Source organism: Rhizobium sp. SVR5-2C (genome assembly GCF_056755115.1).
The window spans coordinates 44,105-58,908 of the sequence record NZ_JBNDHT010000030.1; the positions used below are offsets into that span (position 1 = coordinate 44,105).

At 61.8% G+C, this 14,804-nt stretch carries 16 protein-coding genes and 1 pseudogene; 10 read left to right on the forward strand and 7 right to left on the reverse strand.

Annotated elements, in window-relative coordinates; all coding sequences use genetic code 11:
* Position 1 precedes the first annotated feature (1 nt).
* Entirely contained in the window at positions 2-955 is a 954-nt protein-coding gene (gene cysD / locus ACPYOI_RS11385) for a sulfate adenylyltransferase subunit CysD (protein ID WP_481417628.1), read from the reverse strand.
* Between the two features lie 115 nt (positions 956-1,070).
* Positions 1,071-1,811 (reverse strand): phosphoadenylyl-sulfate reductase, encoded by a 741-nt coding sequence (locus tag ACPYOI_RS11390; RefSeq protein ID WP_481417629.1) that lies wholly within the window; start codon positions 1,809-1,811, stop codon positions 1,071-1,073.
* A gap of 16 nt (positions 1,812-1,827) precedes the next feature.
* Between ACPYOI_RS11390 and ACPYOI_RS11395 the strand changes: the two genes are divergently transcribed.
* Both ACPYOI_RS11395 and ACPYOI_RS11400 read left to right on the forward strand, forming a co-directional pair.
* A complete protein-coding gene (locus ACPYOI_RS11395; RefSeq protein ID WP_481422874.1) occupies positions 1,828-2,028 on the forward strand; it encodes a hypothetical protein in 201 nt (66 codons plus the stop codon).
* 210 nt (positions 2,029-2,238) lie between these two features.
* Complete coding sequence (locus ACPYOI_RS11400; protein WP_481417630.1) at positions 2,239-2,688, forward strand: RrF2 family transcriptional regulator; 450 nt, start codon at positions 2,239-2,241, stop codon at positions 2,686-2,688.
* Here the strand turns inward: ACPYOI_RS11400 and ACPYOI_RS11405 are convergent.
* A complete protein-coding gene (locus tag ACPYOI_RS11405; RefSeq protein WP_481417631.1) occupies positions 2,685-4,034 on the reverse strand; it encodes a chloride channel protein in 1,350 nt (449 codons plus the stop codon). The two genes, ACPYOI_RS11400 and ACPYOI_RS11405, sit on opposite strands and share 4 nt — an antisense overlap.
* Before the next feature lie 149 nt (positions 4,035-4,183).
* On the opposite strand from ACPYOI_RS11405, the gene ACPYOI_RS11410 reads away from it, so the two are divergent.
* From ACPYOI_RS11410 to ACPYOI_RS11425, 4 genes are read left to right on the forward strand one after another with little or no spacing between them, the layout of a single operon-like run.
* Positions 4,184-4,588, forward strand: coding sequence for a DUF6152 family protein (locus tag ACPYOI_RS11410; protein ID WP_481417632.1), 405 nt, complete (start codon positions 4,184-4,186; stop codon positions 4,586-4,588).
* Positions 4,589-4,592: 4 nt separating this feature from the next.
* Entirely contained in the window at positions 4,593-5,069 is a 477-nt protein-coding gene (locus ACPYOI_RS11415) for a DUF6644 family protein (RefSeq protein ID WP_481422875.1), read from the forward strand.
* Between the two features lie 39 nt (positions 5,070-5,108).
* Complete coding sequence (locus ACPYOI_RS11420; protein ID WP_481417634.1) at positions 5,109-5,339, forward strand: ribbon-helix-helix domain-containing protein; 231 nt, start codon at positions 5,109-5,111, stop codon at positions 5,337-5,339.
* Positions 5,333-5,698 (forward strand): PIN domain-containing protein, encoded by a 366-nt coding sequence (locus ACPYOI_RS11425; protein WP_481417635.1) that lies wholly within the window; start codon positions 5,333-5,335, stop codon positions 5,696-5,698. The genes ACPYOI_RS11420 and ACPYOI_RS11425 overlap by 7 nt, the downstream gene beginning before the upstream one ends.
* A 1-nt stretch (position 5,699) precedes the next feature.
* Here ACPYOI_RS11425 and betA read toward each other — a convergent pair whose 3' ends face one another.
* The 3 genes and pseudogenes from betA to betI form a co-directional block, all read right to left on the reverse strand.
* Positions 5,700-7,349, reverse strand: coding sequence for a choline dehydrogenase (betA, locus tag ACPYOI_RS11430; protein ID WP_481417636.1), 1,650 nt, complete (start codon positions 7,347-7,349; stop codon positions 5,700-5,702).
* 159 nt (positions 7,350-7,508) lie between these two features.
* A complete protein-coding gene (betB, locus tag ACPYOI_RS11435; RefSeq protein WP_481422876.1) occupies positions 7,509-8,972 on the reverse strand; it encodes a betaine-aldehyde dehydrogenase in 1,464 nt (487 codons plus the stop codon).
* Positions 8,973-9,168: 196 nt separating this feature from the next.
* Positions 9,169-9,744: pseudogene (betI, locus tag ACPYOI_RS11440) on the reverse strand (transcriptional regulator BetI); the annotation flags it as partial.
* Between the two features lie 144 nt (positions 9,745-9,888).
* Between betI and ACPYOI_RS11445 the strand changes: the two are divergent.
* The 4 genes from ACPYOI_RS11445 (at position 9,889) to ACPYOI_RS11460 (ending at position 13,867) form a co-directional block, all read left to right on the forward strand.
* Positions 9,889-10,443 carry an HdeD family acid-resistance protein gene (locus tag ACPYOI_RS11445; RefSeq protein ID WP_481417638.1) on the forward strand — a complete coding sequence of 185 codons (555 nt, stop codon included), beginning with the start codon at positions 9,889-9,891 and terminating at the stop codon, positions 10,441-10,443.
* Positions 10,444-10,599: 156 nt separating this feature from the next.
* Complete coding sequence (locus ACPYOI_RS11450) at positions 10,600-10,842, forward strand: ribbon-helix-helix domain-containing protein (protein WP_481422877.1); 243 nt, start codon at positions 10,600-10,602, stop codon at positions 10,840-10,842.
* Positions 10,843-10,984: 142 nt separating this feature from the next.
* The gene (locus ACPYOI_RS11455) at positions 10,985-12,790 is read left to right on the forward strand and encodes a GGDEF domain-containing protein (protein ID WP_481417639.1); all 1,806 of its coding nucleotides are present in this window, start codon (positions 10,985-10,987) and stop codon (positions 12,788-12,790) included.
* Between the two features lie 78 nt (positions 12,791-12,868).
* Positions 12,869-13,867: an NAD(P)H-quinone oxidoreductase gene (locus tag ACPYOI_RS11460; RefSeq protein WP_481417640.1), complete on the forward strand. Its 999-nt coding sequence runs from the start codon at positions 12,869-12,871 to the stop codon at positions 13,865-13,867.
* 15 nt (positions 13,868-13,882) lie between these two features.
* On the opposite strand, the gene ACPYOI_RS11465 is transcribed toward ACPYOI_RS11460, so the two are convergent.
* On the reverse strand, positions 13,883-14,804 hold a 922-nt coding region (locus ACPYOI_RS11465; RefSeq protein ID WP_481422878.1), incomplete at its 5' end, for an MFS transporter.

Consider the following 14,804-nt stretch of genomic DNA (forward strand, 5'->3'; position numbering starts at 1 on the left):
CTCAGAAATATCCTTCACGCTTCTTCTTTTCCATGGAGCCGGACTGGTCGCGGTCGATGGCGCGGCCCTGGCGTTCGGAAACCGTGGCGATTTCCAGCTCCGCTATGACGTCTTCAAGGGTGGTGGCGGTCGAGCGGATCGCCCCCGTCAGCGGGAAGTCGCCGAGCGTGCGGAAGCGGATCATGCCTTCCTGGCGGACTTCGCCGGGCAACAGTTCGAGGCGCGGATCCTCCGCAAGGATCATCATGCCGTCACGCTCCACGAAGGGGCGCTTCTTTGCGTAGTAGAGCGGCACCAGCGGGATGTCTTCCGCCTGGATGTAGCGCCAGATATCGACCTCGGTCCAGTTGGAGAGCGGGAAGGCGCGCACGCTCTCGCCCTTGCGGATCTGGCCGTTATAGACGTTCCAGAGTTCCGGGCGCTGATTGCGCGGATCCCAGCGATGGTCCGGCGTGCGGAAGGAATAGATCCGCTCCTTGGCGCGGCTTGCCTCCTCGTCGCGGCGCGCCCCGCCGAAGGCGGCGTCGAACTGTCCCGCGTCGAGCGCCTTGCGCAGGCTCTCGGTCTTCATGATGTCGGTAAAGGCCGCGGAGCCGTGCGTGAAGGGGGTGATCCCTTCGGCGGCGCCGCGCGGGTTGATGTGCTCGATCAGGTCCAGATCGTACTTCTTCGCGGTCTCGTCGCGAAATGCGATCATCTCCCGGAATTTCCAGCCGGTGTTCACATGCAGCAGCGGGAAGGGCACGCGGCCCGGATAGAAAGCCTTGCGCGCGAGATGCAGCAGCACGGACGAATCCTTGCCGATCGAATAGAGCATCACCGGACGTTCGAATTCGGCCGCTACCTCGCGGAAGATATGGATCGACTCGTTTTCAAGAGCCTTCAGGTGCGGATCGAGCGGCGGTTTGGCGCTCTGTGGATTGTTGAGTTCCGTATCCGGACGGGTGTCGGGCATTTCCTACTCCAATGTCGTCATTCGCGGCGGCAGGCATCCGGAATGAATTTGTCTCGCCTCGGTTCCCGAAGCTGGCCGCAAGATCGCGCTTTTTGCTGATCCGGAAACCGGCGGGTTACTGTTGAGCGGGCTGCACGGCCTCTTCGGCAACGTGCAGGCCACATTCACGCTTTTCATCCTGTTCCCACCACCAACGGCCGGCACGTTCCGGCTCGCCGGGCTTGATGGCGCGGGTGCAGGGCTCGCAGCCGATCGAAGGATAGCCGCGGGCATGCAATGGGTTCACCGGCACGCTGTTGTCTGCGGCGTAGGACTTGATATTGGCGATGTCCCAGTCGGCAAGCGGGTTGATCTTCAGGAGATGGCGCTCGGCGTCGTATTCGGCAAACGGCGTTTCGGCGCGGTTCGCCGACTGGCCGCGGCGAAGGCCGGTGATCCAGATCGTTGCGCCTGCCAGCGCCTGCGCAAGCGGCTTCAGCTTGCGCACGGCACAACAGGCATGCCTGGCTTCGACGCTCTCGTAAAAGCCGTTCAGCCCATATTTCGCAGCGTAGGCGTCGATATCGGCCTGTTCCGGCTCGTAGCGGCGGATGCGAATGTCGTACTGGGTTTCGGTCTCGTCGATCAGCGCCAGCGTCTCCGGGAAGAGGCGGCCGGTCTGCAAGGTCACGACTTCGATCGGCAGGCGATGATTGCCGATTTCAGCCGAGATCACCTGGTCCTCGATACCGAGTGAAGTCGTGAAAACGGCGCGGCCACCAAGACCCGCGACGAGCGACAGTCGTCCGGCAAGGTCGAGGGCGGCGAGCTTGGCATTCAGCGCCTCGGCTTCTTCGATGATATTCACAACAGTCATGGGGGATCCTGTCTCGATGTTGGCCGGAGTATCGCAGCTTGAGGAGGGATCGGACAGAAAAACGGATTTCGAAAGCGGCGCATGCGGGAGCAAATATCTCTCCGAAGCCGCTGCAATGCAGAAAAGCAGCAGCGCCGCACCGACCATCCGCTGGCGCAGCCTTAATCTCTATAAATTTAGTAGGGTTACACACGCGGCCTGTCAATTCGAAATCTGAAGTGATGGCGAAAAAGATGCGGATGGCGCAATTTTGACGTAGAATTCCATCTATTGGCCTCGAGGGGAAAACAAGGCCAAAAACGCTTGTGTCTCAAAGACTTTCGCCGGCGCGTTCAAATTCCGTTCATGCTGGTTGTGCAATAGAGTGCAGGCAAGCTCGAGAAGCGGTGCGGCGAGTCGCATCGCTCGTGTGTGTAACGAGTCCAAAATGATTACGCAGAAGGCAAAATACGCGCTCCGGGCGCTCACGGCATTGGCCGAAGCCGATGCCGGCGAACCCGTCATGATTTCGGACATCGCAGCGCAGCAAAAGATTCCGAAGAAGTTTCTCGAGCAGATCCTGCTCGATCTCAAGCATCAGGGCATCGTGGCGAGCCGCCGCGGCAAGGCGGGAGGCTACCTGCTGCTGAAACCGGCCGACATGATCACCTTCGGCGAAGTCCTTCGCATCATCGACGGCCCGATCGCGCCGCTGCCGTGCCTGTCGATCACCGCTTACCGCAAATGCGACGATTGCGACGGCGAGCAGAATTGCGAAATCCGCCACGTCTTCGCCAAGGTCGCTGATGCGACGCGCAAGGTGCTGTTCTCGACGACAATCGCCGATGCGGTCGCCGCGCCCACCAAGGTCGTGGAAGTCGCCCGGCTTCTCGCCTAGCCTGCCGCCTCTTCCTTCTCCACGGCTCGCCGGGCCCTGATGGCCGCGGCAATGAAGACCCGCGAAAGCCCGTGATACAAGGGTTCTCTGGACAGGACACGCGACGTCACGTAGCCGATCATCGAGACGGCCATGATTGGGATGACGGCCTGATGGTCACCCGTCATTTCTAGGATGATGACGAAAGCCGTCATCGGCGCCTGCACCACGCCCGAGAAATAGCCGGCCATGCCGAGGATTGCCGCAAGCGCGATGCTCGTTCCGAGCAGCGAACCGACCGTGCTGCCGAAACCCGCGCCGACCGCCAGCGACGGTGCGAAGATACCGCCCGGAATGCCGGACATCATGGATAGGAAACTGGCGGCGAGCTTTTCGATGAAGAAGAGCAAAGGGAGCGCTTGCCCTTCGACGGCGCCCTTGGCCTGCACGTAGCCGGTGCCGAAGGTTGCGCCGCCGGATGCGATGCCGATGACCGCAACCGCAAGCCCGCAGATGCCCGCAAGCGCCAGCATGCGCTTAAGAGGCTGGGGGTGCGCCCAGCGGCGGATGCGCTGGCCGAAATGCAGCGCAAAGCCGCTGAAGCCCGCACCGAGCGCACCCCCACCGATGCCGCAAACGAAAATAAGGCCCCAGTCGCGCAGGTCCGCGGGCGCCGCAGATGCTTCGCCGAAATAATTGTAGCTGCCTGCAAGCCCGAGCGCGGCAAGCCCGGAGAGGATGACGGCGGTCAGCACGAGGCCGTTCGCTCGCGACTCGTAGGTGCGGCCCATCTCTTCGATGGCGAAGACGATACCGGCAAGCGGTGTGTTGAAGGCCGCCGCAATGCCCGCCGCCGAACCAGCAAGGATGAGGCCCCGCGCCTGCGCCATGCCGCCGAAGCGGGCAACCGCCAGCATGATAGAAGCGCCGACCTGCACCGTCGGCCCTTCACGGCCGATCGAAGCGCCGCAGAACAACCCGAGCACGGTCAGCAGGATCTTGCCGAAAGCGATCCGCAGGGAAAGCAGCCGGGTGCGATCCTCCTCATCCCTCAAGTGCCGGGCGGCGATCGCCTGCGGAATGCCGCTGCCCTGCGAATTGGGAAAGAGCGTTGCCGCAAGATAGGCGGACAGCATGAAGCCGAACGGCGAGAGAACGAGCGGCAAAAGGTAAGTCCATTTGCCTGCAGATGTGATCCCGGTGAACGCATTCTGTGCCAAGTCTGCGAGCTCGGCAAAGCCAACGCTGATCACGCCGATCGCCAGCGCGCCGCACCAGAAGACCAGCCGCGGGCGCCAGAGCGAAAACGAGCCCCAGAAAACGCGGGAGCGGCGGAAAAGCTTGGACTTTCGATAGGAGGCGGGCATTTCGACACTTCAATGAGCGAGACTACGCATGAGTTCTAACGCCATTGCGCACATGAAATCACCCCTCGCTTCAAGATTTGGTGAAATACCCTTGAAAGCAGTTGCCGCGCGCCAATTCGGACCTGTTCACCAGGGTAGGGAGAATGGAAATGCGTGTCGTATCCACGAGGCAGATCATATCCACAAAGCAGATAGTGTTCGGCGCAATCCTGGCGGCGGCCTTCGCAACCGGTGCTGCAGCTCATCACGGCTGGTCATGGGCGGAGGCCGAGCAGATTGAGTTGAGAGGGACGGTTGAGACGGTCTCCATGGGCGGTCCGCATCCGTCACTTGACGTTGCGACCGCCAACGACGGCCTCTGGCGCGTCGAACTCGCCAATCCGCGCCAGACAGAGCGCTCCGGCTTCGTCGAGGGCTCCGCGAAAAAGGGCGATCCGATCATTGCCATCGGAAACCGCTCGCTGGATGCCAATGAAAAACGCATGAAAGCGGTGCGGATCACCGTCGCCGGGAAGCGCTACGATATCTATCCCGAGCGAATCCAGACGAATTGACCGCATGGCGATCGACCTTCTGGAATGGCTGACGGCTACGCCGCTCGCGGTCGCATTGCGGCGCTCGGCGATCCTCTACATGTTCGTCAACGCCGCCCATATTCTGTCCATCGGCTTGCTGATCGGCGCGATCCTGCCGCTCGATCTGAGGCTGGTGGGCTTTTTTCCGTCGGTGCCGCTTGCGGTGATCGGTCCCTTCCTGTCGCGCGCGGCGGCAATCGGCCTCGCCGCCGCGATGGTCACAGGCTTCTGCCTCTTCAGCGTCCGGCCGATGGAATATGCTCAAAACCCGGCGTTTCTTGCGAAGCTCGGGCTGCTCGCCCTCGGTGTTTTGAACGCCGGCATCGTGCACGCCGGACATGCATGGCGAAAGGCGGTTGCCGGAGCCGTCACGGCGGCGCGCTTGCGTATCGGCGCCCTGATATCGGCCGTGACGTGGCTCGCAGCCGTCGTCGCCGGGCGCTGGATCGGCTTTATCTAGACTTGTTTTTGCGTCATGATATACATATCATATATCAGAATGACGGTGATCCTCATGCGAACTCTGATTGACATTGGTGAGTCTGAACTGAAAGCTCTGGATGAAATGGCCAAGAGCGAGAACGTTTCTCGCGCTTCGCTTATCCGTAAGGCTTTGAGCGACTTCCTGAATCGCCATGATCGTATCAAAGAGGCAGAGGCGTTCGGGCTCTGGGGCAACAGAACGGTCGATGGGCTCGAGTACCAGGATAAAATACGAAGCGAATGGTGAAAGCACTCTTCGATACGAACATCCTTATCGATTACCTGAACGCCATCCCGGAGGCCCGCGACGAGCTTAGCCGCTATGAACGTCGCGCAATCAGCATCATCTCGTGGATGGAGGTCTTGATTGGCGCTGCTCCTGAGGTCGAGGCGGCGACGCGGGGCTTCCTGAACGGCTTCAAGATCATTGCGGTTGACAATGCCGTTGCAGAAGGTGCTGTCCGCTTAAGGCAGCTTCATCGGATCAAGTTGCCGGACGCGATCATCTGGTCCACCGCCGATACCCATTCTCTGCTCCTGGTGACGCGTAACACCAAGGACTTTCCGGCGACCCATCCCGGCATCCGCGTCCCCTATCTGCGTTGAACTACCGGTCGCTCACCGCCCAGCGCGGATTGATCCATGGCTCCTGGTTGGAGCGCGGCAGCGGCTGCCTGCCGAGGATATGGTCGGCCGCCTTCTCGCCGGTCATGATCGAGGGACCATTGAGATTACCGTAGGTCACGTGCGGGAAGATCGAGCTGTCGGCGACACGCAAGCCGTCGACGCCGATGACACGCGTCTGGGGATCGACAACCGCCGTCGGATCGTCCTTGGCACCCATCTTGCAGGTGCCGCAGGGGTGGTAGGCGCTTTCCAGGTGCTCGCGCAGGAAGGCGTCGATCTGCTCGTCGGTCTGCACGTTCTCGCCCGGCTGGATCTCCGGTCCGCGATACTGGTCGAAGGCCTTCTGGCCGAAGATTTCGCGGGTGAGGCGCACACAGTGACGGAACTTCTCCCAGTCTTCCGGGTGGCTCATATAGTTGAAGCGAATGACCGGGTCGGCCTTCGGGTCCGAGGAGCGCAGTGTGACGTTGCCGCGCGACTTCGAGAGATTGTAGCCGACATGCACCTGGAAGCCGTGGCTCTTGGCCGCCGCCTTGCCGTCATAGCTGATTGCGACCGGCAGGAAGTGATACTGGATGTCAGGCTGCTTGACGCCGGCCGCTGAGCGCAGGAAGGCGCAGGCCTCGAACTGGTTCGAGGTGCCGAGCCCGGACTTTGTGAACATCCATTGCGCGCCCGCAACACCCTGCCAGAACCACGGCAGCCAGGAATAGAGCGAGACGGGCTTGGTCGAAACCTGCTGGAAATAGAATTCCATGTGGTCCTGCAGATTGGCGCCGACGCCCGGCCGGTCAGCCTTCACGTCGATGCCGTGTTCCTGAAGATGCGCGCCCGGGCCGATGCCTGACAGCATCAAGAGCTTCGGTGAGTTGAAGGAGGAGGCGGAGACGATCACCTCGCGGTTCGCCTTGATCACCTCGACCTTGCCGCCGCGCTCGATCTCGACGCCAACAGCCCGGCCATTCTCGATCACCACCTTGTGGGCGTGACCATAGACGACCTCCACATTCGGACGCTTCAGCGCCGGTTTCAGATAGGCGCTGGCTGCAGACCAGCGACGGCCGCCGAAGATGGTCTGCTCCATCAGCCCGAAGCCTTCCTGCTTCGAGCCGTTATAATCCTCCGTCGCCTCGAAACCTGCCTGCTTGCCGGCCTCGATGAAGGCGCGGAACAGCGGATTGCGGAAGCCGCCACGCTGCACATGCAGCGGGCCGTCGGTGCCGCGCCAGCCGTCCTCGCCACCGCGAGAATGTTCCATGCGCTTGAAATAGGGCAGCACGTCCGCATAGGCCCAGCCGTTGGCCCCCAGTTCCTCCCAGCGGTTGTAGTCGTCGGCGTGGCCGCGCACGTAGACCATGCCGTTGATCGATGAGGAGCCGCCGATCACCTTGCCGCGCGGCGCGGTGATGCGCCGGTTGTTGAGGTTCGGCTCGGGCTCGGAGAGATAGCCCCAGTTGTAGCGCTTCATGCTCATCGGCCAGGCAAGGGCGGCCGGCATCTGGATGAACGGCCCGAAATCGGAGCCGCCCGCCTCGATGACGATCACGGTGTTCTTGCCGTCTTCCGAGAGACGGTAGGCGAGGGCGGAACCTGCCGATCCGGAGCCGATGATGACGAAATCTGCTTGCATAGGTCTCTCTTTTAGGTTCGTCCGGGCGGCCCACTCATCCGGCTGCCGCCACCTTCTCCCCGAGGGGCGAAGGGATTTGCCGCGCCCGCCTCATGTCCCCTTCTCCCCTCGGGGAGAAGGTGCCCAAAGGGCGGATGAGGGGGTCTTCATCTCAAAGCTTCAATACGGCGCCTCTACCTTCCCCATGCCGACATAGACCGTCTTCAGCTCCGAATAGTGCTCCAGTGCGGCTGCCGAATTCTCGCGTCCGAAGCCCGATTGCTTGGAGCCGCCGAAGGGGATTTCCACCGGGCAGAGATTGTAGGTGTTGATCCACAGTGTCCCGGCCTCCAGTTGATCGACGACGCGGTGAGCGCGGGTGAGGTCGGCAGTAAAGACGCCGCCCGAAAGGCCGAATTCGGTGGCATTCGCGCGGTCGATCACCTCCGCCTCGTCCTCGAAATCGAGCACGCACATGACCGGCCCGAAAATCTCCTCGCGAGCGATGGTCATATTGTCGGTGACATCCGCGAAAACGGTGGGCTGCACATAGTAGCCCTCGCCGGAGACGTTGTTCGGAAGGCCGCCGCCGGTAATCAACCGCGCGCCCTCCGCCTTGCCCTTCTCGATGTAGGTCAGCACCTTCTGGCGCTGCGCCCAGGAAACCATCGGCCCGAGCTGCGTGGCCTCGTCCATCGGATCGCCGATGACGATCGCCTCGGTGCGGCTCTTCAGCCGTTTCAGGAATGCGTCCTTGACTTTCTTCTGCACGAAGACGCGCGTGCCGTTCGAGCAGACCTGGCCGGTCGAATAGAAGTTGCCGAGCATCGCCCCGCCAATGGCGCTTTCGAGATCGGCGTCGTCGAAGACGATCAGCGGTGACTTGCCGCCGAGCTCCATCGTCACATGCTTGAGGTTGGCGGCGGCGGCGGCAGCGACCTTGCGGCCTGTCGGCACAGAGCCGGTGAGTGATATCTTCGCCACGTCCGGATGGTTGACGAGCAGCGGCCCGGTGTCGCGATCGCCCTGGATGACGTTGAAGAGCCCCTTCGGCAGGCCCGCCTCATGCAGGATTTCGGCGATGGCAAGCGCGCCGAGCGGCGTGTTTTCCGAAGGCTTGAAGACCATGGCGTTGCCGGCGGCGAGCGCCGGCGCGCCCTTCCAGCAGGCGATCTGCTGCGGATAGTTCCAGGCGCCGATGCCGACGCAGACGCCGAGCGGCACGCGCTTCGTATAGGCGAAATCGCCGCCGAGCGGGATATAGGAGCCGTTCAGCGCCGTCGCCGCAATGCCGCCAAAGAACTCGAAACTGTCGGCGCCCGATGTCGGGTCGGCGACGATGGTTTCCTGGATCGGCTTGCCGGTGTCGAGCGTCTCAAGCTCCGAAAGCTCGCGGTTCTTCTCGCGCATGATGTCGGCGGCACGCTTCAGGATCCGGCCGCGTGCGGTCGGGCTCATGGCCGCCCATTCCGGCTGAGCCCGCTTGGCCGCGGCGATCGCCTTCTCGACGATCGCGGGCGTTGCGGCATGCAGCCTGGCGATTACCTCGCCGGTCGCCGGATAGATGCTCTCGATGACGCTGCCCGCTTCATCCTCGACATATTCGCCGTCGATGAAGTGCGATGCTTTCGGCTGGGCTTTCATGTCAATTGTCCTTGGATGGCTTGAGGTGGTCGTCCCTTCTCCCCTCGGGGAGAAGGTGGCCTGCAGGGCTCAGGTGCAAAAGTTGCACCGGGGATGAGGGGGCTGCAGTCTCGGCCTTGCGGCCGTTCGCTCCTGCGTCGCTCACCCCCTCATCTGTCCTTCGGACATCTTCTCCCCGCTGGGGAGAAGTGGGAGCGGCCGCTAATAGCGCACTCACATAATCCTCAGTCAGCCCGATCGATGCCTCGATACTGACGGGCGCAGACCTCAGACTTTGGCGGATATAGAGCCCATCGATCATCGCAGCCGCGCCTTCGGCAATGCGCTCTGCGGCATCGGCCGGGCAGAGCGCCTTCAGATTGGCAAGCAGGTTCGACCGCAGGCGGCGGGCATAGATGACGAGGAAGCGCCGCGTCTCTTCGGAACGCTGCGCCTCGGCATAAAAGGCAAGCCAGGCGGCGATCGTCGCCGGCGCAAATTGGTCGGCCTGGAAGCTGACGCGAATGACGGCGGACAGCTTCTCGCGCGGCGCACCCGCCGCCTTCAGCGCCGTCACCGCGTCGTCGCGCAGTTGCTTTAGAAGAGAGCGGATGGTCTCGATCAGCAGCTGTTCCTTGCTGCCGAAATAGTGATGCGCAAGCGCCGGCGAGACGCCGGCATGACGGGCGATTTCAGACATGGTGACGCTCAGCGAGCCGTGATCGCCAATCACCCGCAGCGCAGCATCGACAAGCGCCTTGCGGCGCAGAGGTTCCATTCCGACTTTCGGCATAGTGCGGCCTACTCCAGCAATTCAGACATCTTATTTTTGATTGACTGATCAATCAATAAAAATCTTCTGACGAGTGTTAGCCCGTGCGGGTCCTTTTCGGTGCGGGAATCTGCAGCATATCTACGACCATCAGGAGGTGCGCTCATGGCTGAGGTCTTCAATGGAGAGCCGTCGCCGTCGCTGCAGTCGAAATGGATATGGTTCGTGGGTCTCGGGGTGCTGCTCTTGATCTGCGGGATGGTCGCGCTCGGCAACCTGCTTCTCGCCACGGTGGCATCAGTCTACTATGTCGGGATGCTGATGCTTTTCGGCGGGGTCCTCTATCTCGTCCATGCCTTTCAGGTGCGCGGCTGGGAACACATCCTTTTCTGGGCGTTGAGCGGCGTGCTTTACGTGCTCGCAGGCATATTCGCCTTCATCAATCCGATCCTTGCCTCCGCCGCACTGACGCTCTTTCTTGCGATCGCTCTGCTGATCGCCGGCGTATTTCGCGTCTTTATCGGCCGGCGCATGAAGCCCCTCAAGGGCTGGGGCTGGATCGTGGCAAGCGGTGTGATTACGGCGCTTGCAGGCGTCGTCATCGCGCTCGGTTGGCCGGTAAACAGTCTGTGGGTCCTCGGCCTTTTCCTGGCGGTCGATCTCATTCTCCAGGGCTGGACAATGCTGGCCTTCGGTGTCGGCGTCAGAAGCGCGCCATGACGTGCTCACGCAATGTTTCTTTTTTGACAAGTATGTGATGCCGGACTAAAACTGAAGTACTAAGACACCGGCAGACGACATGCCGGAAAAGATGTCATGACTGGTCATGCATCCCGCGTAGGGCAGGTTCTGCCCAAAAACGAAGGGAGAAATTTCATGCCAATGGTCACAGTTTCCATCTCACCGGTTCAGGCAGCAGGCATCCGCGATGCCGTCGAGAGCGGCGGCTATGCGTCAAGCAGCGAGGTGGTCCGTGAAGCGCTGCGCCTGTGGGATGCCGCCCGCAAGCTGGCAGAATGCCGCGATGATGAATTGACGGAAGAAAACCGGACCAGCGAGAGCCGCTGTGTCGCCGCTATGTTTGCCGATCACGAGGCTGAACGTCGGCGCTCGGCTTGAATAGGCCGTTGATCGCGCGGGCGGGACCGCTCGCTCGTTCCGATCAACTATCTTCACAGAAGTTTCACATTCGCGAAAGGGTTCATTGACCCTTCCTGGTCATCTTCACTGAAAACAACAGCTTACAGTGGAGAAAAGGGCAATGTCTGTGGTTGCCGCCGTGGAGCCGGGTGTGTTGCGCCGCTACGCCAGCGATCAGCTCGTTACCCTTGCAAAACTCGTCATCGAAAATGCCTTCCAGCCCATTGTCGAAGCCGGTACGGGCACCGTCTTCGGCTATGAGTCCCTCATGCGCGGGCAGGAACGCATCGGTTTCGAGTCTCCCGTTGAGCTGCTCGATGAGGCGCACCGCGCCAACCAGCTTCTCAATCTGGAGCAGATGGTGGCCAGCCGCGCGCTCGCGAAGTTCGCGACCCTGGGCAACTACGCCAGCTCGACCCTGTTCCTGAACCTCGACGTTCGGCTGATCGCGCGTGGCGATTGCCTGATTGAAAGCCTTCTGCAGCATCTGAAAGCCGCCAATATCCCGCCGTCTTCGGTCTGCTTCGAATTCTCGGAGCGCTTCGACAATACCCGCGTGCCCGAATTCGAGGCGCTGGTCTGCAAGCTCCGCAAGACCGGCTTCAAGCTGGCGATCGACGATTTCGGCGTCGGCCACGGCGAAATGAAGCTGCTGTGCGACTATGCCGTCGACTATCTCAAGATCGACCGCCACTTCGTCGCCGATATCGACCGCAAGCCGCGCAAGCGTCATCTCCTAAAGAACATCGTCAACATCGCCCATGTGCTTGGCACCCGGGTGATCGCCGAAGGCATCGAAACCGAAGCGGAGTTCCTCGCTTGCCGCGAATATGGCGTCGATCTCGTCCAAGGCTGGTTCATTGCACGGCCGACGACGCATACGTCCGAACTCGTGTGGTCGTTTCCGCATCTGCAGGAGCTTGGCAACAGCAAGCGCAACACGCAATCGCTCGACGAAATCCTCATCCGCAAGCAGATCGAGATGCTGCCGACGGTCTATGAGAACGACAGCATCGATACGGTCTTCGAGCTCTTTCGCCGCAATCCGCGGCAGGCCTTCTTCCCGGTCCTGAACGCCAATGGCGAGCCTCGCGGCATCATCCATGAGCATCACCTGAAGGAATATATCTACCAGCCCTTCGGCCGCGATCTCCTGAAGAACAAGGTCTATGAGCGCACGGTTTCGCACTTCGTCGAGATGGCGCCCATTGTGGGTCTCGATTCGGACGCTGAGCGGCTGATGGCGATCTTCGCCAATATGGAGGGCGGCAACTGCCTGATCCTGACGGACAACATGCGCTATGCCGGCGTCGTCTCCGCCGCCTCGCTCATCAAGATCATGAACGAGAAGCAGTTGAAGACGGCGCAGGATCAGAACCCGCTGACCGGCCTGCCGGGCAACCGCGCGATCCTCGATTTCATGCGCCAATCCGGTCTCGATGGCGATGACGTGCGGCATTTCTGCTATTGCGACTTCGATAATTTCAAGCCGTTCAACGACGCCTACGGTTTCCATCTCGGCGATCATGCGATCTCGCTCTTTGCCGCGTTGATGCGCCGTTACTTCTTCGCCGAGCGGCATTTCCTCGGCCATGTCGGCGGCGATGATTTCTTTATCGGCGTCGTCGGCTGGACGAAGGAGGAACTGACGGAGATCCTCGATCGCCTCATCAGCGATTTCCACGAAGACGTGCTCGATCTCTACTCCGACGAGGACCGTGCAGCCGGCCGCATCCGGGGCCACGACCGTTCCGGCACCGAGGCGCTTTTCCCGCTGATGCGTTGCTCGATCGGCGTGCTTGAGCTGCCAAAGGGTCTGGTGATCGACGACATCAACCGGGTCAGCGCCGAAATTGCGCACATCAAGGCCGAAGCGAAGGAGAGCGCCGACGGGCTGCTCCTCCATCGGCTAGGCGAGGCGAATTGACGCCTCTGCGACTTCCCTTCTTTCCAAGCACCGGCCGCTGAATTATCTCCTGCGCTATCGCAGAAGAGGAGACCGGTTATGCCACTGCCAACCAACATGCGTTTCGTCGATCTCCCGAGCTTTGGCGCGCCTGAGGTCATTAAGATATCGGCCGGACCCATCCCGGTGCCGGGCGAGGGGCAGATCCTCGTCCGCGCGCAGGCGATCGGCGTCAACCGCCCGGATGTCGCGCAGCGCCAGGGGATTTACCCGCCGCCGAAGGATGCAAGCCCCATTCTTGGCCTCGAGCTCGCCGGTGAAGTGGCGGCCGTCGGCCCGGGTGTTACCGGATATTCGGTCGGCGACAAGGTCTGCGGCCTCGCCAATGGCGGCGCCTATGCCGAATATTGCCTGCTGCCGGCCGGCCAGGTCTTGCCGTTTCCAAAAGGCTACGATGCGGTGAAGGCCGCAGCTCTTCCCGAAACCTTCTTCACCGTCTGGGCCAATCTCTTCCAGATGGCGGGCCTGACGGAAGGCGAAAGCGTCCTCATCCACGGCGGCTCCAGCGGCATCGGCACCACGGCGATCCAGCTCGCCCGCGCCTTCGGCGCCGAGGTCTATGCGACCGCAGGTTCGAAAGAGAAATGTGAAGCCTGCGAAAAGCTCGGCGCCAAGCGGGCCATCAACTACAAGGCCGAAGATTTCGCCGAAGTCATCAAGGCCGAAACCGGCGGTCAGGGCGTCGACATCGTGCTCGACATGATCGGCGCTGCCTATTTCGACAAGAACATCGCCTCGCTTGCCAAGGATGGCTGCTTGTCGATCATCGCCTTCCTCGGGGGAGCGATGGCCGAGAAGGTCAATCTCACGCCGATCATGGTCAAGCGTCTCACGGTCACCGGTTCCACGATGCGCCCACGCACGGCCGAAGAAAAACGCGCCATCCGCGACGATCTTCTCTCCCAGGTCTGGCCGCTTCTCGAAACCGGAAAGCTTGCCCCCGTCATCCACAAGACCTTCGCTTTCGAGGATGTCGTCGAGGCTCACAAGCTGATGGAAACGAGCGGTCACATCGGCAAGATCATGCTGCGTCTGTGACCGCTCGCACGTCGCTCACCGGGCCTGCCGTTCGGTGGACGACGAGAGGGTCAAGGACGCTGCGATGGCGATGAGGCCGGGAAGTGCCATCAGGGCATAGAGCCAGTGCGCTGCCGAGATGCTGCCGGCAACGCCGCCGGGCGTGACGAGCCCGGTACCGTTGGCGATGACGCCTGCGATCGCCGCGCCGAAGGCGCTGCCAAGCGATTGCACGGTCGAGATCGCCGCCGATGCCTTGTCCTGTTCGGCGCTGCTGACAAGGCGCAGCACCTTCGTGACCAGATGCGCCCATCCGAGCCCGACGCCGAAGCCCATCAACAGCATAGCGACGGCTGCCGGCCCGAGAATGGCGAGGCTTGCAACCTGATTGTCCCGCGCAAGGAAGATCGCAAGGCCTACCGTGGCCAGCGCCTCGACGATGCATCCGGCGATAATCGCATTGCTGGCGCGCCTGCCCGTGAAGGAGGCGCTGAAGAAGGCGGCAAGCGTCCAGCCGAGGGCGACAAGCGCGGTGAGATACCCCGAGACCAGCGGCGTCACGCCATGCAGAACCTGCAGGAAGTAGGGAATATAGATATCGCTGGTGAGCACCAGCAGCAGCGCGAACATGGTGAGATAGACGCGCGCGACCGGCTTTGCGAGCGTGACCGCGCCGGTCGGCAGAAGCCGGTTGGTGCCGCGCCGTTCGGTCACCAGCATCAGCGAAATGGCGATGACGGAGAGGGCAATCAGCGCGGCCTTCGTCCCGGTATGCTCGACCGTGCCTGCGATGCTGACGAGAAGCACAGCGGCAAGAAGCAGGCAGATCTGCAGGATCGGCGTCTTGCCATGTGCACGGTCATCCGTCGCCTTCGGCAGCAGCCATGGTGCAAGAACCGCCATCAGGAGACCGAGCGGCACGAGGATGATGAAGGCGTATCGCCAGGCACTCCCTTCC